Genomic DNA, 24,133 nt, shown 5'->3' on the forward strand with positions numbered 1-24,133 from the left:
GAGGCGGGGGGACACGAAGCGGCGGCGCCGGACGCACGGGGAACCGGGGGTCGCGAGGGACCGGGGACCGTGCGGCGAAGCTCCCTACACCGGTGCTAACCGGATCAGGTTCGAAGGGACTCTCTCAGCCGGCCGAGCCGGCACCCCCGCTTCCGAAAGAGCTATTCAAGCACGAATCGCCGGATACGGGCGAGTACGCGCCGTGAAGGCCGGCGGGAAAGTCAGCGGGGAAGGTAGGCGCGCAGGAAGGTGGTCACGCCGGCGCGGGCGTTGGCTTCCATCTCGCTCGCGAAGGCGTCCTGGCAGCCATCGCAGCCGAACATGCGGCGCAGGACGAGATCGCCCTTGATGAGCGCGAGGAACTGGACGCTGGCCTGGGCGACGTTGTCGATCTCCAGCTTGCCATCGTCAACCGCCTGTTGCAGCAGGCGTTCCATCAGTTTGTGCGTACGGGTGGGGCCTTCTTCCCACAGCAGCTTGCCGTAGCGGGGGTTGCCCTGGCGGCAATCGCTGAGAATGGCGCGGAAGGTGCCGACGTTCTTCGGATCGCAGTCGATGTGGGCGTGGGTCATGGCCACATGCATCAGCACGTCGCGGATGTCGGCGCCCGAGTCGTACTGATAGGTGTCTTCCGGCAGCACGTCCTGGATATGCGCGCGAATGACTTCGCGGAACAGGTTGTCCTTGTCGCCGAAGTGGCTGTAGACGGTGAGCTTGGACACGCCGGCCTCGGCGGCCACGGCATCCATGCTGGTGCCGGCGAAGGCGTTGCGCACGAACAGCGCCTTGGCGGCCTCGAGGATCGCCGCGCGCTTTTCCATGTCCTTCGGGCGGCCGGGACCCTGAGGCTTGGTCTGCGCGATCGTGTTCATGCCGTTCTACACCTTCACAAAGGAATAACCGGGGTTTAGTATACGCGCCGGTTTACTTATTTTCCACCGCCGTCCCGGACGGCCGACCCATGACCTCTACTATCGCAGAACTCACCCTAAGCGCCCCTTACCGCCATGCGCAGCGGATCATGGCGGCCTGGCTGGAGCAGGGACAGGCCCTGGCGCGCCGGCGCGCCTTCGCCGTGCGCGTCGCGCTGGCCGCCCTGAACGCGGCGGAGCGTCACCGGCTGGCGCGCTGGCTCGCCTGGCTGGCGGTGGCTGCGGAAAGCCGGCGGCAGCCGCCCCTGCTCTCCCGTATCCGGCTGCTGGATGCCACGCTGGGCGAAGCCGCCGAAGATGCGCTCGCGCGGCTGCCGGTGGACATCGCATCCAAGCGGGCGGATAACCGTCGATTGACGGCATGAGTGTCCGCGGACACCGCGCTGCGCATGACTTCCGTCAGTTCGTCGCGGTGACTTCCGGCACTTCGTAGCGAAGCAGGCAACCCCCAGGCTTTTGAACATTGTCGGAGCAGGCCTAAGCGCTTATCCTTTTTGGCCTTTTTCGACTTTTGCACGGGACGTAGGCAGATCATGGCGATGAACTTCGAGCAGGCGCGTCAGAACATGGTTGAAAACCAGGTACGCCCCTGGGAGGTGCTGGACGCGCGCGTGCTCGACGTGCTCGGACGCGTGCGCCGCGAGGACTTCGTCGCGCCGGCCCATCGCCAGCTCGCCTTCGCCGACCTGAACCTGCCGATCGGCCATGGCGAAGTGATGATGAAGCCGGTGCTCGAGGGCCGCGTGCTGCAGGCGCTCGACCTGAAGAGCGGCGACCAGGTGCTGGAGATCGGCACCGGTTCGGGCTTCCTCACCGCCTGCCTGGCCAGCCTTGCCGGCCACGTCACCAGCGTGGACGTGCATGCGGATTTCATCGCCGCCGCCGGGCAGCGCCTGGCACAGGCCGGCATCGGCAACGTCAAGCTGGAAACCGGCGAGGCGGTCAACACCTGGCAGCCGGCCGGCCAGTTCGACGCCGTGGCGGTGACGGGTGCCGTGCATGAAATCCCCCAGCGTTTCCTCGGCTGGCTCAAGCCGGGCGGCCGTCTGCTGGCGGCGCGCGGCGAGTCGCCCGTGCAGCAGGTGGTGCTGATCACCCACGAAGGCGAAGGCCGCTACCGCGAGGAGAACATCCTCGAGACCGACCTGCCATACCTGGTCCACGCCGAGCCGCCTCGCAAGTTCGTCTTCTGACCCGATTTCCCATATCCCCAAGAGGCAACCCATGCGTTTGAAGCTTCTGACCCTCGCCCTGGCCCTGACGGCGCTCCCGTTGTCCGGCCACAGCGAGGATTTGCTGGATGCATACCGAGAAGCGCGCGCCAACGATCCGGTGCTGGCGCAGTCCGACGCGACCCGCCTGTCCACCGGCGAGGGCGTGACCCAGGCGCGTGCGCTGCTGCTGCCGCAGTTGAACGCCGGCCTGACGTTCAGCCAGTACAGCGGCAACAACAGCCAGGACATCAGCGGCGGCCACTCACGTAGCCGCGCCGAGTCGGCCACGTTGAACCAGAGCGTGCTGGATCTGAGCAAGTGGGCCGGCCTCAAGACCGCGCGCTCGCAGTCCGATGCGCAGGAACAGCTCTACCAGGCCGCGTTGCAGAACCTCTACGTGCGCGTGACCCAGGCCTACTTCGGCGTGCTCACCGCGCAGGATTCGCTGACCTTCAACAAGGCCAACGAAGAAGCCTATCGCCAGTCCTACGAGCAGGCGGACCAGCGCTTCAAGGTCGGCCTCGCGGCGATCACCGACGTGTACCAGGCCAAGTCGTACTACGAACTGGCCAAGGCGCAGACCATTGCCGCCGAGAACTCGCTCAACGACGCCAAGGAAGCGCTGCGCCAGATCACCGGCCAGCCGGTCGGCGAGCTGAAGAAACTGCGCGACGACCTGCCGATGGACGCGCCCACGCCCGCCGATCCGAACACCTGGGTGGAAGAAGCGCTCAAGCACAACCCGAACGTGCTCTCGCAGCAATACACCGTGGAAGCGGCCGAGCACAGCATCAGCGCCGCGCGCGCCGGCCACCTGCCGACCATCAACGCCACCGTCAGCCGCGGCCAGACCAGTGCCTGGACCGAGAATGGCGGCGTGGTGTTCCCCGGCAACGGCCGTTGGGGCACCACCGCCGGCCTGACCCTGTCGGTGCCGATCTTCGCCGGCGGCGGCACGCAGTCGCGCGTGCGCCAGACGATCTACGAGCGCGACGCGGCGCAGGATTCGCTGGAGTCCACCCGCCGCCAGATCTCGCGCGACACGCTGAACTACTACCGTTCGGTGGGCGCCGGCATCCTGCAGGTGCAGGCGAATCGCGCCTCGGTGGAGTCCGGCCAGAAAGCACTGGAAGCCACCCGCGCCGGTTTCGACGTCGGTACGCAGACCATGCTGAACGTGCTCAATGCGATTCAGACGCTGACCCAGGCGCAGAGCAGCTACTCGCAGGCCCGCCATGCTTTCATCCTCAACAAGCTGCAGCTGAAGCAGGCCGCCGGCACCATCGACATGCCGGACCTGGAAGCGGTCAACGCGTTGCTGCAGTAAAGCGGCACGCCGAAGTAGACACGAAAAGGCCGGGCAATCGCCCGGCTTTTTTGTGCCATCTCGGTCGGTGGAACGCTTATTCCTGCAGCTGGGTGTCGATCAACTCCATCACCCGCTGCACCGCGCCTCGCTCGCTGTCGAACACCACCTTGGCGTGCATGCCCATCGTCTTGCGGCGTTCGGCGTCGCGCAGCAGCTGCAGCACGGCACCGCCGAGCTCGCTCGGGTCGCCTAAGCGAATGCCCGCGCCCTCGCGGATGAGCGTCAAGGTGATCTCCTCGAAGTTGAAGGTATGCGGCCCGACCAGCACGGGGGTGGACAGCGCCGCCGGCTCCAGCACGTTATGCCCGCCGATCGGTACGAGGCTGCCGCCGACGAAGGCCAGGTCGGCCGCCGCATAGAACTGCATCAGCTCACCCATCGCGTCGATCACGAATACCTGGTGCGCCGCCGACGGCACGCGGTCCGCGCTGCGCGTGGCCGTGGTGAAACCGAGGCTGCGCACCGAGCTTTCCACCAGCTTGAAGCGCTCCGGATGACGCGGCGCGATCAGCAGGAGCGCGTCGGGCAGCCGCTTGAGCACCTGCAGGTGCGCCTCCAGCACCGGGAGCTCCTCGCCTTCATGGGTGCTGCCCGCGATCCATACCGGCCGCAGATGCCCCCATTGGCGGCGCAGCTCCTCGCCCGCCTGGATCGCCGCGTAGGGCACCGGCATGTCGAACTTCAGGTTGCCGCTGACAACGATGCGGGAAGGGTCCACGCCCAGCAGGCGGTAACGCGCCGCATCGGTACGCGACTGTGCCGCGATCTGGCGCACGCAGCCCAGGGCCGAGCGCACCAGCCCTTGCAACGGGCGATAGCCACGCAGCGAACGCTCCGACAAGCGCGCGTTGACGATCATGAGCGGGATGCCGCGCTTCTTGCAGGCAAAGTACAGGTTCGGCCAGATCTCCGTTTCCACGATGATCGCCAGCCGTGGCCGCACGCGCTTCATGAAGCGCGACACGGCGAACGGCAGGTCGTACGGCAGATAGACGTGGTACACGCTCTCGCCGAACAGCTGGCGTACGCGCTCGGACCCGGTGGGCGTCACCGTGGTCACGACCAGCGGCGCATTCGTGTAGGCCTCGCGCAGCGCCTTGATCAGTGGCTCCGCGGCATTCACCTCGCCCACAGAGACGGCGTGGACCCAGATGCTGCCGCGCAACGTCGGCCCCTGATAGAAACCGAAGCGCTCGCGCCAGCGCCGGTGGTAGTCGCGGTAGCGCACGCCGCGCGCCAGCAGCCGCATCACGATGATCGGCGTCACCAGGTACATCGCGAGGGTGTAGAGGTAGCGCAACGGCAAGGCTCTCGGGGCAGGCGCGGCAGTATAGCCAGTGACCCTCCGTACCGCAGGCCGCCGGGCGGGCCGCTTGCTACAATCCGCCGTCCATGCCCGGTGCCGCCCGTCCCTCTTTCGATCCCAAGCTGCTCTCGCCCGTCCACTGGCCGGCGTGGATCGGCGTAGGCGTGCTGAAACTCATCGCCCGCCTGCCGCGGCGCCTGCTGCTGGCCGTCGGACGCGGCCTGGGCGTGCTGGTCCAGCATTTCCCCTCGCGCCGCCGGCACGTGGCCGAGGTGAACATCGCCTTGTGCTTTCCGGAACTGTCGAAAACCGAGCAAGCGGCGCTGGTGAACGCGCATCTGCGCGATATCGGCCTGATGATGGTCGAATTCGCGCTCGGCTGGATGGGCACCGACCGCGCCATCGCGCGCACACCGGTGACGCTGGAGGGCATCGAGCATCTGGAGACCGCGCGTGCGCTCGGCAAGGGCGTGCTGCTGGTAGGCGGCCACTTCTCGCACCTGGAACTGTGCGCGCGCCTGGTGTCGCGCCACATCCGCATCGCCGGCATGTACCGGCGCATGGATTCGGCCGTGTTCGAGTGGGCCGTGCTGCGCGCGCGCCTCGGCTATGCGGACGCGATGTTCGACAAGGACGACATCCGCGGCACGGTGAAGTACCTGCGCTCCGGCGGCACGCTGTGGTACGCGCCCGACCAGGACATGCGCAGCAAGGACAACGTATTCGCTCCCTTCTTCGGCGTGCCCGCGGCCACCATCACCGCGACGCATCACCTGGCGCGCCTGTCCGGTGCGCTGGTGGTGCCGTTCTTCCATCGCCGCCGGCCGGACGGCCGCGGCTACGTGCTGCGGCTCGGTGCACCGCTGCAGGATTTCCCCAGTACGGATGCCGCGGACGACACCGCGCGCGTCAACGCGTGCATCGAACAGATGGTGCGGGAAGCGCCCGAGCAGTACCTGTGGGTGCACAAGCGGTTCAAGACGCGTCCGCCGGGTAGCCCGAACGTTTACTGAGCGCTGACCGTTTGCTGAGTGCTGACAGGCAGACGACAGAAAGCTCCAGTACAAAACCGCCGCGATTTCCCCATTCGTGCGCGCCATGTCCATTCGTTTGTTCTTGCGGTCGCTGCGCCGTCGTCACGACTGGCGCGGCTCGACTTTCAAACGCCTCGTGTCCGGGCTCAAATATCTGCTGCGCAGCGCCCGCATGGCGCGGCGCCAGTCGGCGTGGCTGCGGCTCGTCTATGGATCGCCGCGGCTCACGGCGATCCTTGCGCACGATCCGCGCCTGCTGGAGCGCTGGCATCACCACTACGTCAATCGCCAGTTCGGCCGGGCCAGAAGAATGGCGGTGATCGCCGATCACTTCCGCTTCGTCTTCGCACGGCTCCCGGAAGATGTTGTGGATGGCGTCTATCTGCGTGGCCGCCACCCTGCGGGCGCGCTGACGCTCAAGGACGGCAGCGAATTGCGCATCGAGCTGCGCCGCCCCATGGGGCGCAGCCGTGAGGGCGAGCTGGCACTGTGCCTGGCCAACAGCGAGGACCAGTTGCTGTCCTCGGCCGTGTTCACCGTGGCCGACGACGGCCGCGCGTTGCTGATCGGCTGCATGCAGGGCGCCGCGGCGGAACTCGGGCGCGACGCCGTGCGCGAACTCACCAAGCAATGCCACGGCCTGCGGCCGAAGAACTTGCTTTTCTCGCTGCTGCTGGCCTTCGCTGGCGAATACGGCATCGAGCAAGTGCGCGGCGTGGCCAACCTGGCGCATCCGTTCGCCGGCGAGGCGGACAAGATCAAGGCCGACTACGACAGCTTCTGGGAGGAATGCCAGGGCGAGCCGCTATCCGACGGTTTTTACGCCCTGCCTTCGCGCGAACCCGTGCGCGACGAGACCCAAGTGGAGAGCAAGCACCGCTCCGCCTTCCGCAAGCGTGAAACGCTGCGGCGCGAGGCTTGTGGGCTGCTGGTGTCCGTCCTGCGCGGGGAGCGTTGGCCCCTGGAACGCGCCGCCTAGTTACGGCACGCGGTTGGACGGAGGAATGCGCGTTTCGCTTTCCGCGCGCGAGGCCTCGTAAAGCTTGGCGTACTTCAGGAACGCGTAGAACGCATGGATGCGCGCGGCGATGAAACCCGCCCAGCCGGACCGGTAGTGCCCGCGCAGCAGGTAATAGCGGAAAAACGCCGCCGCGCCGTTGGTGAGCATGCGCAGACGCGCGCCGCGCGCGCCACGGCCGGCCAGGTCCGCCACCTGCATGCTGGAATAGCGATTGGCCTTGTCCACCCGTCCGGCGATATCGCGCTCGCCGTAGTGGTCCATCACCAGATCCAGCGCGCCGATGCTGCCGTCCACTTCGACCTCTTCGTGGACCCGGTGCGCGCTCATGCGCGCGCGCCGTCGGTCGAACAGGCGCACGTAGTGATTGAGGCGGCTGCGCGGCGCCTGCCAGCGCCAGAAGATCCATTCGCGCCGCCACATCCAGTAGCCGGCATGTTGCGGCCGCTCCAGCACGCGTCCGATGGCCTCGGCGGCGCCGGCCGGCATGGCTTCGTCGGAATCCAGCAGCAGGACCCAGTCGTGCCGGGCCAGATCGATCGCCGCCTGCTTCTGCGCGCTGTAGCCGGCGAAAGGCTGGGTCTCGATCCGCGCGCCGTAGTGGGCAGCGATCGCAGGCGTAGCGTCGGTCGAGCCCGAGTCCAGCACCACGAGCTCGTCCGCCCAGCGCACGCTGGCCAGGCAGGCATCGAGCGTGGCGGCGCTGTTGTAGCTGGTCACTACGACCGAGAGCGGTTCACGCGCCATCGGTACCCTCCACGACGTAAAGTGCCGCGCACCACAGGCCCAGCACCCAGGCGAACAACAGGCCCCACCAGGCGGAATAGAAGGCCAGGTGCGTGTTCAGCGGAAAGGTCATGACGCCCAGCGCCACGGTGGCAGGAAAAGCCCGCGCACGCGCAGACGGACCGACCGCGCGCCAATGACGCAACGCCAGCACCGCGGCGGCGAGCCACAGCAGCAGGCCGAGCGTGCCGGTCTCGGTGAGAACCTCCAGCACCAGCTGGTGCGCATGGCAGGCACCCTCGCCCACGCCGCAGGCTTCGCCGGTGACCACGAAGTGGTCATTGGGCGGCGCCACCTGCGGATATGCATAGCGATAACCGCGCACGCCGACGCCGTCGACCGGATGGGCCTCGAACATGCGCAGGCTGGTGCGCCAGATGTCCAGCCGGCCGCTGAGCGCCGTGTCGAGCGCCCGGTCCGAGCCCTGCAGCGCCACCAGAGTCTTCTCCATGCGTGCATGGAAGCGTTCGGAGGTGTGCCAGGCCAAGGTGCCGGCCGCCAGCGCGACGAGGGTGCCGGCACCGCAGATCAGCAGGAAGCGCCGGGGCGACGCTGCTTCGCGCCAGGCGAACGCGGCGACGACCAGCGCATAGGTCAGCCATGACGCGCGCGAGCCGGACAACAGCACCGGCCCGAGCAGGATCAAGCCGGCCGCAAGCAATCCGCGCCGGCCCCAGCGCCAGCGGGCCGTCCACAACGCGAACGGCGCAAGCACGGCCAGGGTCGGACCGAGCTTTAGGTTGTCGGCACCGAAGATGCCGGACACGCGCTCGGCCTCGGCATGGCCGCCGAGGCTCCAGCCGGTGAGCGCCTGCACCCAGGCGTCCACGACCCACAGCGCCAATACCGCGGCGACGGCCGCATAGAGTGCATGCAGCTTCGTTTCGCGGCGAATCGCGAAACAGGCGTACAGCCCCAGCGGCACGTAGCGCAGCAGCGCGGCTACGGTAGACCAGCTCTTGCCCGGAGCGATCGCGCCGAAGCACGACAGCAGCGCCGCACCGACGTAACCGCCCAGCAGCCACAGCAGCAGACGCGCGCCCGCATGATCGCTCAATGCTCTCGGCTGTCGCGCGAACAGCAGGATCACGCCGAGCAGGCAAAGGAACGTTCCCAGTTCCGCGCTGCGCCCGAACGGCAGCAGGGCGATCACCAGCCAGAACGGCAACAGCGGCGAGCGCAGGGCGGCCTTGAGCGCGGAAAGGACAGGCATGTACGGACCCGTTGAGGAAGCCGGGGCATTGTAGGCGAGCGCCCCGCGCCCGGGTCGATCCGTGGCGACGGCTGCTCAGCCGGCGACGACTTCCTCATACAGCGCCAGGGTGGCCTGCTGCATGTCGGACAGCCGGTAGCTCTGCAACATCGGGATCGGTGGCGCCACGCGCAACAGCTCGGCCGCGCGCTCGACCAGGCGCTCGCGGTCGCCCACCGGCACGCGTCCGGCCGGATACAGCTCGGCGAGTAGTTCGCCCACGCCGCCGTGTGCATAGCCCAGCACCGGGCGGCACAGCGACAGCGCCTCGACGACCGTACGCCCGAAGGATTCCGGCTTGTTGGACAGCTGCAGCACCAGGGCGGAGATGGCGTAGATGTCGCGCACGTCGTTGCGAGGCGGCGTGAGCACTACCTGGGACTCGATGCCGCGCGCACGGATCAGCTCGCGCAGCTCGGCCACATACGCCTCGCGGCCCTGCTCGATCACGCCCAGCAGCAGCAGGCGCGCGTCGATGCCGCGGCGCTTGAGTTCGGCGATCAGCTCAATGGCGTCATGGTGCCCCTTCAGTCGTGTGCCGCGACCCGGCAGGGTCAGCAGCGGCGCACCGGCGAGGCGGGGGAATTCGGTGAAGAAGGCTTTCTGCCAGGCGTCGTCGGGCCGGTGGCCATACGGGAACGCTTCCGGATCGATGCCGCGCGGGATCACCCGCACGCGCCCGGGCTCCAGCCAGCGGTAATGGCTGAGCACGTAGTCGCGCAAGGTCTGCGAAACAGCGATCACTCGCTCGCCACGCAGCAGGATCGCGCTGTAGCGACCAGGTGAATTGAGCCCATGCACGGTCGTAACGAAATGCGGGCGCTGCTTCAGGCCGCGTATCGCCCACCAGCCCATCCAGGCCGGCAGCCGCGAACGGGCATGGACGATGTCCGGCCGCAGCTCCGCCAGGATGCGGCGCAACGCGCCCACGCGCAGCAGGGTGCGCACCGACTTGCGGCCGATGTCCAGGGTGATGTGCTCGCTGCCTTCCGCCTGCAGCTGGCCGACCAGGCGCCCGCCCGCGGAGATCACCACCGACCGGTGGCCCGCCTGCACCAGCGCCCGTGCGACCTCCAGCGCCGACCGCTCGGCCCCGCCCGATTGCAGGGCCGGGATGAGCTGGACGACGGTCAGCGACCGGGCAGGTGCGGCGACAGCGGACATGAGCGATTCGGTCAGTGCCTTCATCCTTGGGGACAAGCAGCAATCGTGCCGAATGCCGCCGTGTTTTCGCTATGGGCCGACCCTGGCCCGGAGGGCTCAGTCGCGCAGGATGTAACGCGCGCCGCAGTAGGGACAGGTCGACTCGCCACCATCCTCGACGATCGGCAGGTACACCTTCGGGTGGGAGTTCCACAGTTCCATGCCGGGCAGCGGGCAGGACAGCGGGAGGTCCTTGCGCGTCACTTCATAACGATTTTCGGCATTGGCCGGGATCTGCCGTACGGACTCGGCGGGGGAACGCGGCATGGGGGCAAAGCTCCAGGCTGGACATCGGGCCGACAATGGTAGCAGGCTGCACCGCCCGGCCGCCTCGGCCGGATCAGGAAGATACCCTGCCGTCCGGGCCATCCCGGCCGGCGCCGATTGTCACAGGGCGGACCGACCATCCGCCCGCCGGCGGTCCGCCGCCGGACTCAACCAGCCCTAGGGGAGCAGCATGGACTTCGCAAAGATCACGGCCCGCGCGCGGGCGATCCTCGTCACGCCCAAGACCGAATGGCCAGTCGTCGCCGCCGAGCCCGCCACGGTCCAGGGGTTGTACACCGGCTACATCCTGATCCTGGCCGCCCTTCCGGCGATCGCCGGCTTCATCAAGAACAGCCTGATCGGCTTCAGCCTGCTCGGCGTCACCGCGCGTTCCTCGGTCGGCTCGGGCCTCGCCGGCATGGTGCTGCAGTACCTGCTGTCGCTGGGACTGGTGTACGTGCTGTCCCTGATCGTCAACGCACTGGCGCCTAGCTTCGGCGGCCAGAAGGACCCGGTGCAGGCGCTCAAGGCCGTCGCCTACGCCTGGACGGCCAGCTGGGTCGCGGGCGTGGCGGTGATCCTGCCCTGGATCGGCTGGCTGATCGCGCTCGCCGGTGGCATCTACGCGATCTACCTGCTCTACCTGGGGCTGCCCGCGACCATGAAGAGCCCGGCCGACAAATCGGCCGGCTATACAGCCGTCACTGTGATCATCGGCATCGTGCTGTCCTGGATCGCCGCGGCGATCGTCGGCGGCGTGGTGGGCACCGCGGCGCTGACCAGCGCGGCGGTCCACGGCGACCGCATCACGGTCACCGACGGCAGCGGCACGGTCACCGTGGACAAGGACAGCCCGATGGGCAAGCTCGCCGCCATGGGGCAACGGGCCGAGGAGGCCGGCAAGCAGATCGAAGCGACGCAGGCGTCCGGCGACGACGTGCAGTCGCTGTCGGCCGACCAGATCAAGGGCTTTCTGCCGGAGACCGCCGCGGGCCTGAAGCGCGAAAGCTTCTCGGCCGAGCGCAGCGCCGTCGGCGTGCAAGTCACCGTCGCGCGGGGCCAATATGGCGACGGCAACGGCCGCAGCATCGAACTGGAGATCTCCGACACCGGCAGCATGAAGGGCATGATGGCGATGGCCAGCGCCTTCGCCGCCGAGTCCGAACGGCAGACCGACAACGGCTACGAGAAGACCTACGCCCAGGACGGACGCCTGGTGCATGAGGCCTGGGACAAGACGACCAAGCACGGCGAGTACGGCGTAGTCCTCGGCCAGCGCTTCTCGGTGAAGGCCAGCGGCGACGCGGACGTCGACCAGCTCAAGGACGTGGTGAACAGCGTGGACCTGGGCAAGCTCGAATCGCTGAAGAACGAAGGCGTGTCGAAGCACTAATCCCGCTTCGCCCAAAGAAAAACCCGCGCCGGGTCGGCGCGGGTTTTTTGTTTCCGCCGAAGCGCCTGCGCGGCGCCCGCCGGGGTCAGTCGGCCTTCGGCACCGAAGCCTCGGTGGTGATGCGGATCTTGATCTCGTCGCTCACGTTCGGCACGTAGGCGCCCATGCCGAAATCGGAGCGCTTGACCGTGGTGGTGGCGTCGAAACCCACGGTCTGGACCTTCAGCATCGGGTGCACGCCGCTCTTGTTGAGCTTGGCGTCCAGCACCACCGGCTTGGTCACGCCATGCACGGTCAAGTCACCGGTGACCTTGTACTTGCCGCCGCCGAGCGACTGCACCTTGGTGCTCTTGAAGGTGACGGTCGGGAATTTGTCGGCGTCGAAGAAGTCCGGCTTCTTCAGGTGCTCGTCCAGCTTGGTGAGGTGCGAGTCGAGGTTGGCCAGCGGCAGGGTCACCTCGACCGAGGACTTGGCAGCGTCCTTCTCATCGAACACCAGGGTGCCCTCGCCCAGGCCGAGGTTGGCGGTCGGGTTGGAGAAGCCGAAATGGTTCCAGCTGAACAGCACGTTGGTGTGGCCGGGGTCGAGCTTGTAGGTGACCGGGTCGGCCTGGGCAGTGACAGCGGCGCCGATCAGACCGGCCAGGACGAGGTAACGAAGTGCACGCATGGGTATTCCTCCGTGAGAGAAGTAAACGTGGCGAAGAGAACGGCGACGTGGTGAGGTTGTTGCGGTACGACCTGGACGGGAATGACGCGCGCCGTCAGGCGATGCGGCAGGCCTCGTCGAACGACAGGCGCGGGCTGCGCGGGAACAGGTCGCGGCTGGCATCGCCGTAACCGAGGTTGATCAGGAAATTGGACTTGACCGCAGGCGCGTCGGCGAAGAACGCCTTGTCCACGCCGGCGTTGTCGAAGCCGGACATCGGACCGCAGTCCAGGCCCAGGGCACGCGCTGCCATGATCAGGTAGGCACCCTGCAGCGTGCCGTTGCGGAAGGCGGTGGTGTCGATCAGCGGCTGGTTGCCGACGAACCAGCTGCGCGCGTCGGCATGCGGGAACAGCTTCGGCAGCTTCTCGTAGAACTCGTGGTCGGTCGCCACGATGACGGTGACCGGCGCCGCCATCGTCTTGGCGCGGTTGCCCTCGGAAAGGAACGGCTCGAGCTTCGCCTTCGCCTCCTTCGACTTCACGAACACCAGGCGCGCTGGCGAGGCGTTGGCGCTGGTCGGACCGAACTTGGCCAGCTCGTACACCTGGTGCAGCAGTTCGTCGCTCACCGACTTGTCCAGGAACGCGTTGAACGTGCGGGCCTCGCGGAACAGCTGGTCGAGGGCGGTCTCGGAAAGCAACTCGCTCATGGTTATCCTTCGTGAAGCGCGCCGGTATGGCGCCGTGGGCCGCAAGTGTAAAGTCACGCAGCCGCGAACAGGACTCCGCCGGACAGAACGTACTGTGGCGATTATCGAAACAATCCCGGACCCGCGCCCCGCATGACGCGGCTGCGCGGCGAATGCTGGGTGGTCACCGACGGCCGCGCCGGCAACGATCGCCAGGCACTGGCCCTGGCCGACGCGCTGGGCCTGCCGTACCGGCACCTGGTCCTTGGCTTGCGCGCGCCCTGGTCGTGGTTCGCGCCGCGCCTGCTGCCGGGGGGACGCCTCGCCCTGCCCTCGGCCCAGCGCCGCGGCATCCTGGTACCGCCCTGGCCTGCCGTGGCCATCGGCTGCGGGCGCGCGGCGGCGTACTACACGCGGCTGCTGCGCCGGCTCTCCGAACAGGGCACGTACACCGTCCAGATTCTCGACCCGCGCGTCGACCCTGCGCACTGGGACACTGTCATCGCCCCCCGCCACGACGGGCTGCAGGGGCCTAACGTGCTCCATCCCATCGGCTCGCTCAACCCGGTGGACGAGGCCTGGCTCGCCGAGGGCCGCGAAGTCTGCCCCGCTTTCGGCGATCTGCCCGAGCCACGCGTGGCGGTGTTGGTCGGCGGCCCGCGCAAGGACATCGCCATCGATGCGGCCTATGCGGCCGAACTGGCCGATCGTCTCGTCGCGCAGCACCGGCGCGATGGCGGCAGCATGCTGGTCCTCGCCTCGCGCCGCACGCCGGCGGCCGTGATCGCCATCCTGCGCGAGCGCCTGGCCGGCATTCCCGGCGTGGTGTGGAGCAGCGAAGCCGAAGGCATCAACCCCTATCCGGCCGCGATGGGCTGGGCCGACCGCCTGGTGGTCACGCCCGATTCCATCAACATGCTGTCGGAAGCCTGCGCGGTGGGTCGCCCGGTGCAGACCTACGTGACCGGCCCGCTGCCGGGCAAGTTCGAACGGTTCCACCGCGCCTTGCGCGCCGCCGGCCTGCTGCGCGGCCTCGACGACCCCGTACCGGAACGCCAGACGCCGCTGCGCGAAACCCGTTCCATCGCCGACACGGTCAAGCAGCGCATCGTCCAGCGCCAAGGGGCCTGACGAAGCTAGACGACGGCTTTCGCCGCGAAATCGAAACCGAGGGCAGTCGTCACCTGTCGCACTTCGGCGCTCAACGAAGTCAGCGCGGGCTCGCGCGGCGCGATGCGCGAACGCAGATCCAGCGTGCAGGCCAGCGCACGACGCAACAGCTCGGCGTGCGCCCGCGCGAAGACGTCCGCCTGGGCTGCATCGAGCAATCCCGCGGCCCGGCAGGCTTCGATCAAGGCCGCGTTGGCGGTGGCCGAAAGCAGCGCGGGATGCTCCGCCGCGTGGGCCAGCACCAGCCCCTGCAAGGCGAATTCGATGTCGAGCAGGCCGCCATGGCCTTGCTTCAGGTCGAACTGGCTTTCGTCGGAGCGGTCGCGTTCGGCGCGCCAGCGGCGACGCATGTCGGCGACCTCGGCCAATACGCTGGCGCGGTCGCGCGGCGCGGCGAGGATCTCGCGCCGCACATCCATCAAGTCGGCGTTGAGCGCCCCGTCACCGGCCACCGGCCTGGCCCGCAGCAGAGCCTGGTGCTCCCAGGTCCAGGCACGGCCGCGCTGGTATTCGGCGAAGGATTCCAGGCTGCTGACCAGCAGTCCCTTGGAGCCGTCGGGCCGCAGCCGCGTATCGACTTCATACAGGCGGCCCGCGCGGGTGAGCACGGTGAGCCAGTTCATCACGCGCTGTGCCAGCCGCTGGTACCAGCGCGATCCTTCGACCGGACGCGGGCCATCGCTCATCGCATGCGCGCGATGGGTGTCGTAGACGAATACCAGGTCCAGATCCGAGGCGAAACCGAGCTCCTCGCCGCCCAGGCTGCCATAGCCGAGCACGGCGAAGCCGGTGCCCTCGCCCGGCAGGCGGCCGTGCTGCGCGACGAGTTCGCGCTCGGCCAGGGCGGTGACCGCGATCACCACTGATTCGGCCAGCGCGGCCAGGCGGCGCGCCGTCGCCACCGCATCGGCTCGCTCATCGTTGAAGGCCAGGCCCAGGCGAAACGCCGTGCTGGCCTTGAACTCGTTGATGCGTTCCAACTCCGCTTCGGCTTCGCGCTCGTCCAGCGTGGTCAGCACGCGGCTGATCTCAGCGCTGATGTCGGCGCGCTTGAACGGCAATTGATCGATGCGCGGATCGAGCACGTCGTCGAGCAGCAGCGGCTGCGCGATCACACGCTCAGCGAGAAACGCGCTGCGCGCGAACAAGTCGGCGAGGCGGCGCCGCGCGGCCGGCTGTTCTTCGAGCAGCGCCAGGTAGGAGGACCGTCGCGCCACGGCCTGTACCAGCCGGCATAGCCGCAACAAGCACGGCACCGGCGCCGAGCTGTCGCGCGCCAGCGCCAGCAGCTGTGGCATGAGCCGATCGAGCTGCTCGCGCGAGCGCGGCGACATCGCGCGCACCGCAGCGGCCTGCGGCAGTTTGATGAGCGCGTCCGCAGCCTCCGCTCCGGGCTGGAAGCCGGCCGCTTCCATCGAGCCGGGATCGATCTCGCCGGCACAGACGCGCTGCCAGAGCGCGGCGTCCTCCGCGGGCACGCTCGCCGTGCGCCCGCCTTGCGGGACCAGCACCTGGGCGAATTCCTCATTGACCACGGCGCGATGGCGGGCAAGCGCCTCGGCCAGCTCGTCCCAGGAGGCGTGCCCCAGCCCCAGCGCGATGCGCTCGCGGCTCAATGGATCTTCGGGAATGTCATGCGTCTGCGCGTCGCGCAGCATCTGCACGCGGTTTTCCACCCGGCGCAGGAACACATAGGCCTCGCGCAGCGCCTTGGCCTTGGCCGCGGCGATGTGGCCGCGCGCCTCGCACGCGGTCAGCGCCGGCAGCAGGCCGCGCACGCGCAGGCTCGGCTCGCGTCCGCCGCGGATGAGCTGGGTCAGCTGCACGACGAACTCCACTTCGCGAATGCCGCCGGGGCCAAGCTTCAGGTTGTCAGCCAGGTCCTTGCGCGCAACTTCCGCATCGATCAGCGCCTTCATTTCGCGCAGGCCGGCGAAGGCCGTGTAGTCGAGGTACTTGCGGTACACGAACGGACGCAGCAACTCCTGCAGCTGCTTTCCCGCATTGCGGTCGCCGGCCACCGGGCGAGCCTTTATCCATGCATAGCGCTCCCAGTCGCGGCCTTCGCTCTGGTAGTACTGCTCCATCGCGCTGAACGGAAGCGCCAGGCGCCCCGCGTTGCCGAATGGGCGCAGGCGCAGGTCGACGCGGGCGCAGATGCCGTCGACGGTCGGCTCGTTGAGCAACCGCACCAGCTGGCGCGCCAGGCGCACGAAATATTCGCTGTTGTCGAGCGGACGCGGGCCGTCACTCTGCCCGCCGCTGGGATAGGCCAGCACCAGGTCGATGTCGGAGGAAAAATTCAGCTCGCTGCCGCCCAGCTTGCCGAAGCCCACCACCACCATGCGCTGCGGCGAACCATCATGCCCGCGGCTCTGCCCGTAACGCGCCGTCATGGCGCGTTCGGACCACTTCAGCGCGGCACCCAGCAGTGACTCGTACAACACGCTGGTGGCCGACAGTGTTTCCGGCAATTCGTCCAGGCCGTTGACATCGCGGAAGACCAACCGCAGCGCCTCGGCGTGGCGGAAACGCCGAAGCGTAGCCATGCAGGCGGCCTCGTCGTCTTCCAGTCTCATCGCCTCGATCCGCGTGCCGGCATCGCCGCCGGCACGCAGACGCTCCAGCCCCTGCGGCGACAGCAACTGCGGCTGGCGGAACCAGATGTCGAAAGCGAAGTCGCTCGCCAGCAGCGTGCGGCGGATGCGCTCGGCCACGCCAGCGTCGTCGTGCAGCGCAACACCGGCGAGCCGGCAGCGGGCCACCAGCTCGGCGTAGCGGTCGTCGATCAGGGCGCGGAGCGCCGGGGATTCCTTGGCAGACATCGGGCCATTGTGCCCCAGAGCCCGCTCTGGCTGCCGCGGATGTGTCCCATACATGACCGCCACATGACCGCGAAAGCCTGCGCCCTGCCCGCCGGTGCACGTCCGCCGCGGCCATCACGTTGGTTCTGCTTCAAAAGGACGGAATGCCCACGAAGGGCGAACACTTGGTTCATGGCTGCATCGTTACATTCCGATGTCCGTGCCATGACAGCGCATCCCCCAAGGACTGCCATGACCATGCCTGTCTTCCAACATCCCGAATCGCCGGGACCCGCCCCTTCGGGCACCGGACAACCGTCGCTGCTGCGGCGCATCGGCCTGCCGGTCGCGCTGTCGCTCGTCTTCGTCCTGTTCACCGGCTGGCTCGACGGCGGCGAAGGCGTCGCTCCGCTGCAACTGCTTCAGCAACCGTGGTACCTGCTGGCCAACGCGCTGCCGGGGCTGCTGCTGGCGCTGCTGCTGCTGGTGCTGAGCCGGCGCCCCCTGCTTTCCTTCGGCCTCGCGTTCCTGCTGCAGGGCGTGCTCTACGGCGTCAACGCGCTGAAGGTGAAACAGTTGGGCACGCCGCTGATGCCGGCGGATTTCCGCATGGTCGGCCAGTTGCGCAAGGGCGGTCTGCATCTGCTCGGCGGGTACCTGCCCGCGACGCCATGGCCCTATCTCGCGCTGGCTATCGGCATCGCGCTGGTCGTGCTGGCGTGGCGCAAGGAATCGCCGATGTTCGCCCGCCGCACCAAGGGCAAACGCCTGCTGGCCGGCACCGCGGTGCTGCTGGTGCTCGGCTCGCTGCTTGGCGGCGCGCCGGCCTGGAGCCGCTTCTACGATGGCCAGACCTTGTGGATGGAGCCGTGGTCGGCGTCCTCCACCGCGCAGCACTCGGGCCTGGTCAGCTCGCTGATGATGTTCCACCTGCATTTCGGCCAGGAGCGCAAGAAGGCCGATCCGAATGCGGCCATGCAGCTCATCGGCGAGGCGGACGGCGCCCTGCGCGAGCGCCTGCGCGCCGCGCCCGACGACCCGGGCGCGATGCCGGACATCGTGGTGGTGCAGAGCGAATCGTTCTTCGATCCGGCCATCCTCAAGGGCTTCGAGAACCACGACCTCACGCCGAACCTGCACCGCCTCGCCAGGCAGGGCTACAGCGGCGCGCTGCACGTGCCGACGTTCGGCGGCGGCACCATCCGCACCGAGTTCGAGGTGCTGACGGGCTTGTCGCTGCGCTATTTCGAGGACCTGCAGTTTCCCTATCTGCAGCTCAACAGCAAGGTGGTCCCCGGCATGGTGCGCACGCTGCGCGCGCATGGCTATGAGACCATCGCCATCCACGGAAACAATCCTGCGTTCTGGAATCGCAATACCGCGTTCAAGGCGATCGGCTTCGACCGCTTTGTCTCGCAGTCCGGTTTCGTCAACGCCAAGGACCTGGACGGCCAGTACATGGCCGATCGCGCGATGACGGACGAAATCATGGCGCAGCTGAAGGACGCCGGTCCGCCGCAGTTCCTGTTCGCGATCAGCATCGAAGCGCACGGCCCCTATGACGTGCCGCCGGCGGACGCCGCCAAGCGCGACGCGATCGCCGTGCCCGACCGGCTCGCCGATGAAGACAAGACCGAGCTGCGCAACTACCTCTATCACATGCAGCACGCCGACGAAGAACTCGGCCGCCTCGCCGACCTGCTCGCCAAGCGCGAACGGCCGACCCTGCTGCTGTTCTATGGCGACCATCTGCCGGGACTCAGCGGTGCATTCGAGACACTGGGCTTCGTCGATGGCAAGGACATGCTCAGCGAGCCTGGCACCTGGCTGCTGGTGGATCCGCGCGGCCGGGAACAGGCACAGCGCGAGGATCTCGCCTCGTGGATGTTGCCGGGCAAGCTGCTGGAACGCGCGGGCATCCATGACGATGCCTACTTCGCGCTGACCCAGGTGCTGGCGCCGCAGCTTGCCGTGCTCACGCGCGCACCAGGCGCGCCGCCGCAAGCCGAGGACCACGCCGAGCAACGCATCGACCAGGCGATGGAAAGCGTTGCCCTGCTGCGCCTGAAGGGCAAGCTCGATCGCATGTTGCCGCGTCCGGATACGTTGCCGATGGCCGCTGGCTTCGTGCAGGAAGAAGTGCTGCCGGGCGCTGCCGCGGCGGCCGGCGCGCATCAGTGATGGTGCGGAAACCGCGACGTCACTAGCACTGCGAAGGAAAACAAGGGAGCAAAGCGCATGTCTCGCGCACGTGCATACCGGCGATTCAGTCAGATGTCCGCCGGCTTAAGACTCCTCGGAAAATTCAGGAATCAGCAGGCAAACGCGCTCTAGCGTGATCTCCACCGCGACACGTTGCGTCGCGGCACTCACATCGGAGGTTCACCTCATGCGTAAGACCCTGCTTGCTGCTCTCGTTGTCTCGGCCAGCGTGCTGACCGTTCCCGCCTTCGCCCAGGTCGCCGGCGGCGTCGCCACCAAGGTCGGCGCGAGCGTCAATGCCGGCGCGGCGGTGCAGGACGCGACCAAGGTCGCCGACGGCGCCACCAAGACCGCCGACCAGGCGGTGACCAAGACGGGTGAAACCGTGCACAAAGCCGGCCACAAGGCCAAGCATGCGGGCCACAAGGCGGCCGCGGCGACCGAGTCCGCCGTGAGCGACACGACCGCGGGCGCCGAAGGTGGCGCGTCGGTGAAGGCTGGCGCGAAAGTGGATACGCCGGTCGGCGGCGTGGAAGCCGGCGCGAAGACCGACGCCAAGGCGGAAGCCGGCGGCAAGTAAGACGCACAAAGCGAGGCGGCGCCAAGGGCGCGCCGCTCGTCACGAACCCCGGGAGGCGGACTCCCGGGGTTTTTCTTTTGGAGAACGAGATGCGAGATGCGAGATGCGAGATGCGAGATGCGGTAAAGCATCACTCGCTCTGGCTCGCATCTCGCTAGCCCTGTTCCGCTTTCAAAAAGAAAAACCCCGCACAAGGCGGGGTTCTTCTCGAAACGACAGCGCGAACGGAAGGATCAGAAATCCATGCCGCCCATGCCACCCATGCCGCCGGCCGGGCCGTGTGCATGGGCTTCTTCCTTCTTCGGCACTTCGGTCACGGCCGCTTCGGTCGTGATGATCGAGCCGGCCACCGACGCGGCGTACTGCAGCGCCGAGCGGGTCACCTTGGTCGGGTCCAGGATGCCGAAGGCGATCATGTCGCCGAACTCGCCGGTCGCAGCGTTGTAGCCGAAGTTGCCCTGGCCTTCCTTCACCTTGTTGGCGATGACGGAGGGCTCTTCGCCGGCGTTCGACACGATGGCGCGCAGCGGGGCTTCCAGGGCACGCAGGGTGATGTCGATGCCGTGCTTCTGGTCCGCGTTGGCACCCTTCAGGCCCTGCACGGCCTTCAGCGCACGGATCAGGGCGACGCCGCCGCCCGGCACCACGCCTTCCTCGACGGCTGCACGGGTAGCGTGCAGGGCGTCTTCGACGCGAGCCTTCTTTTCCTTCATCTCGACTTCGGTCGCGGCACCGACCTTGATGACGGCCACGCCGCCGGCCAGCTTCGCCACGCGCTCCTGCAGCTTCTCGCGGTCGTAGTCGGAGGAGGTCTCCTCGATCTGCGCCTTGATCTGGCTGATGCGGGCCTGGATGCGCTCGGCTTCGCCGGCGCCGTCGATGATCGTGCTGTTTTCCTTGGTGACCACGACCTTCTTGGCGCGGCCCAGATCCTGCACGGTGGCCTTCTCGAGCTGCAGGCCCACTTCCTCGGAGATGACCTGGCCGTTGGTGAGGATGGCCATGTCTTCCAGCATCGCCTTGCGGCGGTCGCCGAAGCCCGGCGCCTTCACGGCGGCAACCTTCACGATGCCGCGGATGGTGTTGACCACCAGGGTCGCCAGCGCCTCGCCTTCCACTTCCTCGGCGACGATCAGCAGCGGCTTGCCAGCCTTCGCCACGCCCTCGAGCACCGGCAGCAGCTCGCGCACGTTGGAGATCTTCTTGTCGTACAGCAGGATGAAGGGGTCATCCAGCTCGACCTGCTGCGACTGCTGGTTGTTGATGAAGTACGGCGACAGGTAGCCGCGGTCGAACTGCATGCCCTCGACCACGTCCAGCTCGTTCTCCAGGCCCGAGCCTTCCTCGACCGTGATCACGCCTTCCTTGCCGACCTTCTTCATGGCGGTGGCGATGATCTCGCCGATGGCCGAGTCGGAGTTGGCGGAGATGGTGCCGACCTGGGCGATCGCCTTGTCGTCGGCGGTCGGGTTGGAGAGCTTCTTGAGCTCTTCCACGGCGGCAACCACGGCCTGGTCGATACCGCGCTTGAGGTCCATCGGGTTCATGCCGGCGGCGACGGCCTTGAGGCCTTCCTGGATGAACGCCTGGGCCAGCACGGTTGCGGTGGTGGTGCCGTCACCGGCCACGTCGGAGGTCTTGGAAGCGGCTTCCTTGACGATCTGCGCGCCGATGTTCTCGTACTTGTCGGCCAGCTCGATTTCCTTGGCCACGGACACGCCGTCCTTGGTCACGGTCGGAGCGCCGAAGCTCTTCTCGAGCACGACGTTGCGGCCCTTCGGGCCGAGGGTGACCTTGACCGCGTTGGCCAGGGTGTTCACGCCCTTGAGCATGCGGGCGCGGACGTCTTCGCTGAAACGGACTTCTTTAGCTGCCATGTGTTTATTCCTTCAAATGCGTAAGTGGAGAAGAGTTGCGGGAGAGGCTGATCAGCCTTCGATCACCGCGACGATGTCGTCTTCCTTCAGGAAGACCAGCTCTTCGCCGTCGATCTTGATTTCCTGGCCGGCGTACTTGCCGAACAGGACCACGTCGCCTTCCTTCACCGACATCGGACGGACCTTGCCGTCTTCCAGGATGCGGCCGGCACCGGCGGCGATGACCTTGCCGCGGGTCGGCTTCTCGGTGGCGCTGTCGGGAATGACGATGCCGCCAGCGGAAACGCGCTCTTCCTCCAGGCGCTTGACGATGACGCGATCGTGCAGCGGACGCAGTTTGCTCATGGTTGGGCTCCAGCTTGGGTTTGTTGGACGAAAAGATGAAACGGAAAATGTGGTCCCCGGAACGGCGCCTGGCGGCGCTGTTAGCACTCCCGGAAGGTGAGTGCCAATTCTAGCGACGCAGGAATCCCCCGCAAGGGCCTTCGCCCCGAGGCTGGAAGGGCTAATGGGGAAGGCGCGGCGGGCTTTCAAGGGCAGCGCCGGCAAGTTCCGCCGGCCGGCACGCCACGCTAGGCTGCGGGGCCATGACCGACCCCGTCCTGCTCTGCTACTGCACTTGCCCCGATGCGGCCAGCGCCGCGCGGCTGGCCGAAACCCTGGTGGGAGAACGGCTTGCGGCCTGCGTGAACCGCCTGCCGGGGGTGGCCTCGACCTACCGCTGGCAAGGCGAGGTCACCACCGACAGCGAGGAATTGCTCCTCATCAAGACCACGGCCTCCCGCTTCGAAGCGCTCAAGGCGCGCCTGCTGGTTCTGCATCCCTACGAACTGCCGGAACTGATCGCCATCCCGGTGGAACACGGCCACTCTGCCTACCTGGACTGGGTGCGCGCCGGCGTCGCGGAAGGCTGATCCGGCACGCTCAGCCGCGCCCCCGGCTTGGCGACGAACACCACCAGGAACGTCGCCGGCTCGGTGGCGCTCACGTTCGCGGTGCCCAGATGGTGCGCCCCGGCCGGCTCGAACCAGCTTTCGCCGGGGCCATATTCCTTCGCGGGCTCGCCTTCGACCTGGCTGCGCACCCGCCCGGACAACATGTAGACATAGGCGTCGGCCTCATGGTGGTGCGGCCTCGACTGCTGGCCCGGCGCGAAGGTCACGGTCAGCGCCGTGAGCAGGCGCCCCGGTGCCTGCGTCAGCGGGGCGGACAGCAAGGAATGTTCCTCGGCGGCCTGCGATGCCGGTGTGGCGATGCCGAGCGCGAGGGCGAAAAGTGCGAGTGCGCATGTCTTCATGGTTGACTCCGGCGTGGATGATCAGCGCGCCGACAAAGCCCGCATCGCCTGTTCGAGCTTCGGGCCGGCCTCCTCGACGCGACTGGCGATGCGACCCTGCGCATCGATCAGCAGCACGGTAGGCACGTGCGTCACGCGGAAGCGACGGAACAGCGCGCCGGAATCGTCCAGCGTCAGCGGCATGCCGATGCGGTGCTCGTCGCGGTACTTGGCCAGTTCTTCGCGATTGGCCCACAGGCCCGAAGCCACCCCGATCCAACGCACCTTGGCGCCGGACGACGCCAGGGCACCGACTTTTTCGCGCATCGCGCGGCAGCTCTGCGCCAGGCCCGGCCGACTGGTGGCCAGATAGCTCTCGCACCACGGCGACAGGAACACCAGCGCCGTCGGGCGGCCGGCCTGCGGCAGCGAGAGATGCGTGCCATCCAGCATGGCGGCCTCGAAAGCGGGCACGCGGTCGCCGACGTCGTAGTGCGCCTCTTCTTTCGCGCCGGTCGCGGTGGCCCCGACCTGGCCCGGCGTGGTGCGGGCCGCCAGCAGCGCGGCGTCCAGCGCTGCATTCGCTTCGTGCCCGATGTAGAGAACGCGCCCATCGCGCCCGATCACCACATGCTGCGGCGTCACGCGCAGATGGAAAGCCTCGCCCAGGGAACCGTCATCGAACACCAGCGGCATCTTCAGGCCCAGCTCCTCGCGGTACTTGCGGACGTCCTCGATGGTTTCGTCGAAGCCGACACTGACCGCGATCACGGCCAGGTCCGGGCCGGCCTCGGCGAACGTCTTCTCCAGATGCGGCATCTGCTCGCGGCACGGCACGCACCAGGTGGCCCAGAACTTGATGTAGACGGCCTGCTTGCCGTAAAGCGCGCCCAGATCGATGGTCTGGCCATCGATGGTCTTCAGCGTGACGCGCGGCGCAGGCTTGCCGATCAAGCTCTTGCCGGCGGCTTCTGCGCGCTGCTGGCCGGATTCGGCCCAGGCCGGGCTCAGCGACAGGACGAACAGCAGGCAACACCAGAGAACATAACGAGACATGGACGTGGCTCCGTGGGGGAGAGCGCATGCTCGCGCCGCCGTGGTCCCGCTGTA

Annotated in this window: 23 protein-coding genes and 1 riboswitch; of the genes, 10 read left to right on the plus strand and 13 right to left on the minus strand. The window is 67.8% G+C overall.

The features are described 5' to 3' along the window. Positions 1-64: 64 nt before the first annotated feature. A riboswitch (TPP riboswitch) is annotated at positions 65-158 on the minus strand. A gap of 63 nt (positions 159-221) precedes the next feature. Next, positions 222-872 carry a TetR/AcrR family transcriptional regulator gene (locus RKE25_RS21040; protein ID WP_311840032.1) on the minus strand — a complete coding sequence of 217 codons (651 nt, stop codon included), beginning with the start codon at positions 870-872 and terminating at the stop codon, positions 222-224. A gap of 89 nt (positions 873-961) precedes the next feature. Between RKE25_RS21040 and RKE25_RS21045 the strand changes: the two genes are divergently transcribed. The 3 genes from RKE25_RS21045 to RKE25_RS21055 all read left to right on the plus strand — a co-directional run bounded on the left by RKE25_RS21045 (position 962) and on the right by RKE25_RS21055 (position 3,473). Next, the gene (locus tag RKE25_RS21045; protein ID WP_311840033.1) at positions 962-1,297 is read left to right on the plus strand and encodes a hypothetical protein; all 336 of its coding nucleotides are present in this window, start codon (positions 962-964) and stop codon (positions 1,295-1,297) included. Positions 1,298-1,465: 168 nt separating this feature from the next. Continuing rightward, a complete protein-coding gene (locus tag RKE25_RS21050; protein ID WP_311840034.1) occupies positions 1,466-2,125 on the plus strand; it encodes a protein-L-isoaspartate O-methyltransferase in 660 nt (219 codons plus the stop codon). Positions 2,126-2,156: 31 nt separating this feature from the next. Then, on the plus strand, positions 2,157-3,473 hold the full coding sequence (locus RKE25_RS21055; protein WP_311840035.1) for a TolC family outer membrane protein: 1,317 nt from the start codon (positions 2,157-2,159) through the stop codon (positions 3,471-3,473). 76 nt (positions 3,474-3,549) lie between these two features. On the opposite strand, the gene waaA is transcribed toward RKE25_RS21055, so the two are convergent. Beyond that, positions 3,550-4,815, minus strand: a complete 1,266-nt coding sequence (gene waaA, locus RKE25_RS21060) for a lipid IV(A) 3-deoxy-D-manno-octulosonic acid transferase (RefSeq protein WP_311842454.1) — start codon at positions 4,813-4,815, stop codon at positions 3,550-3,552. 92 nt (positions 4,816-4,907) lie between these two features. Between waaA and lpxL the strand changes: the two genes are divergently transcribed. After that, positions 4,908-5,834, plus strand: a complete 927-nt coding sequence (lpxL, locus tag RKE25_RS21065; RefSeq protein WP_311840036.1) for an LpxL/LpxP family Kdo(2)-lipid IV(A) lauroyl/palmitoleoyl acyltransferase — start codon at positions 4,908-4,910, stop codon at positions 5,832-5,834. Between the two features lie 85 nt (positions 5,835-5,919). After that, positions 5,920-6,834 (plus strand): DUF535 family protein, encoded by a 915-nt coding sequence (locus tag RKE25_RS21070; RefSeq protein WP_311840037.1) that lies wholly within the window; start codon positions 5,920-5,922, stop codon positions 6,832-6,834. Here the strand turns inward: RKE25_RS21070 and RKE25_RS21075 are convergent, their stop codons facing one another. From RKE25_RS21075 to RKE25_RS21090, 4 genes are all read right to left on the minus strand, one after another. Continuing rightward, positions 6,835-7,620: a glycosyltransferase family 2 protein gene (locus RKE25_RS21075; protein ID WP_311840038.1), complete on the minus strand. Its 786-nt coding sequence runs from the start codon at positions 7,618-7,620 to the stop codon at positions 6,835-6,837. Continuing rightward, positions 7,610-8,872 (minus strand): O-antigen ligase family protein, encoded by a 1,263-nt coding sequence (locus RKE25_RS21080; RefSeq protein ID WP_311840039.1) that lies wholly within the window; start codon positions 8,870-8,872, stop codon positions 7,610-7,612. The genes RKE25_RS21075 and RKE25_RS21080 overlap by 11 nt, the downstream gene beginning before the upstream one ends. 75 nt (positions 8,873-8,947) lie before the next feature. Then, the gene (locus RKE25_RS21085; protein ID WP_311840040.1) at positions 8,948-10,075 is read right to left on the minus strand and encodes a glycosyltransferase; all 1,128 of its coding nucleotides are present in this window, start codon (positions 10,073-10,075) and stop codon (positions 8,948-8,950) included. Positions 10,076-10,171: 96 nt separating this feature from the next. Beyond that, entirely contained in the window at positions 10,172-10,381 is a 210-nt protein-coding gene (locus tag RKE25_RS21090) for a zinc-finger domain-containing protein (RefSeq protein ID WP_311840041.1), read from the minus strand. Positions 10,382-10,571: 190 nt separating this feature from the next. On the opposite strand from RKE25_RS21090, the gene RKE25_RS21095 reads away from it, so the two are divergent. Further along, on the plus strand, positions 10,572-11,774 hold the full coding sequence (locus tag RKE25_RS21095) for a Yip1 family protein (RefSeq protein ID WP_311840042.1): 1,203 nt from the start codon (positions 10,572-10,574) through the stop codon (positions 11,772-11,774). 85 nt (positions 11,775-11,859) lie between these two features. Here the strand turns inward: RKE25_RS21095 and RKE25_RS21100 are convergent, their stop codons facing one another. Both RKE25_RS21100 and RKE25_RS21105 read right to left on the minus strand, forming a co-directional pair. Beyond that, positions 11,860-12,444, minus strand: a complete 585-nt coding sequence (locus RKE25_RS21100) for a YceI family protein (RefSeq protein ID WP_311840043.1) — start codon at positions 12,442-12,444, stop codon at positions 11,860-11,862. 94 nt (positions 12,445-12,538) lie between these two features. Beyond that, entirely contained in the window at positions 12,539-13,135 is a 597-nt protein-coding gene (locus tag RKE25_RS21105; protein WP_311840044.1) for a malonic semialdehyde reductase, read from the minus strand. Between the two features lie 132 nt (positions 13,136-13,267). On the opposite strand from RKE25_RS21105, the gene RKE25_RS21110 reads away from it, so the two are divergent. Beyond that, positions 13,268-14,245: a mitochondrial fission ELM1 family protein gene (locus RKE25_RS21110; RefSeq protein WP_311840045.1), complete on the plus strand. Its 978-nt coding sequence runs from the start codon at positions 13,268-13,270 to the stop codon at positions 14,243-14,245. A gap of 5 nt (positions 14,246-14,250) precedes the next feature. On the opposite strand, the gene glnE is transcribed toward RKE25_RS21110, so the two are convergent. Continuing rightward, entirely contained in the window at positions 14,251-17,109 is a 2,859-nt protein-coding gene (glnE, locus tag RKE25_RS21115; protein WP_311840046.1) for a bifunctional [glutamate--ammonia ligase]-adenylyl-L-tyrosine phosphorylase/[glutamate--ammonia-ligase] adenylyltransferase, read from the minus strand. A gap of 237 nt (positions 17,110-17,346) precedes the next feature. On the opposite strand from glnE, the gene RKE25_RS21120 reads away from it, so the two are divergent. Both RKE25_RS21120 and RKE25_RS21125 read left to right on the plus strand, forming a co-directional pair. Beyond that, on the plus strand, positions 17,347-19,269 hold the full coding sequence (locus tag RKE25_RS21120) for an LTA synthase family protein (RefSeq protein WP_311840047.1): 1,923 nt from the start codon (positions 17,347-17,349) through the stop codon (positions 19,267-19,269). A 208-nt stretch (positions 19,270-19,477) separates the two neighbouring features. After that, on the plus strand, positions 19,478-19,870 hold the full coding sequence (locus tag RKE25_RS21125) for a hypothetical protein (RefSeq protein ID WP_311840048.1): 393 nt from the start codon (positions 19,478-19,480) through the stop codon (positions 19,868-19,870). A gap of 233 nt (positions 19,871-20,103) precedes the next feature. Here the strand turns inward: RKE25_RS21125 and groL are convergent, their stop codons facing one another. Further along, positions 20,104-21,747, minus strand: a complete 1,644-nt coding sequence (gene groL / locus RKE25_RS21130; protein WP_311840049.1) for a chaperonin GroEL — start codon at positions 21,745-21,747, stop codon at positions 20,104-20,106. Between the two features lie 51 nt (positions 21,748-21,798). After that, positions 21,799-22,092, minus strand: coding sequence for a co-chaperone GroES (gene groES / locus RKE25_RS21135; RefSeq protein WP_311840050.1), 294 nt, complete (start codon positions 22,090-22,092; stop codon positions 21,799-21,801). 242 nt (positions 22,093-22,334) lie between these two features. On the opposite strand from groES, the gene cutA reads away from it, so the two are divergent. Next, complete coding sequence (cutA, locus tag RKE25_RS21140) at positions 22,335-22,661, plus strand: divalent-cation tolerance protein CutA (RefSeq protein ID WP_311840051.1); 327 nt, start codon at positions 22,335-22,337, stop codon at positions 22,659-22,661. Here cutA and RKE25_RS21145 read toward each other — a convergent pair. Both RKE25_RS21145 and RKE25_RS21150 read right to left on the minus strand, forming a co-directional pair. After that, positions 22,622-23,044: a cupin domain-containing protein gene (locus RKE25_RS21145; protein ID WP_311840052.1), complete on the minus strand. Its 423-nt coding sequence runs from the start codon at positions 23,042-23,044 to the stop codon at positions 22,622-22,624. The two genes, cutA and RKE25_RS21145, sit on opposite strands and share 40 nt — an antisense overlap. Before the next feature lie 21 nt (positions 23,045-23,065). Next, positions 23,066-24,079 (minus strand): TlpA disulfide reductase family protein, encoded by a 1,014-nt coding sequence (locus tag RKE25_RS21150; protein ID WP_311840053.1) that lies wholly within the window; start codon positions 24,077-24,079, stop codon positions 23,066-23,068. Positions 24,080-24,133: the final 54 nt, after the last annotated feature.

Origin of the sequence: Dyella sp. BiH032, assembly GCF_031954525.1 — a bacterium.
Lineage (GTDB): Bacteria > Pseudomonadota > Gammaproteobacteria > Xanthomonadales > Rhodanobacteraceae > Dyella_D.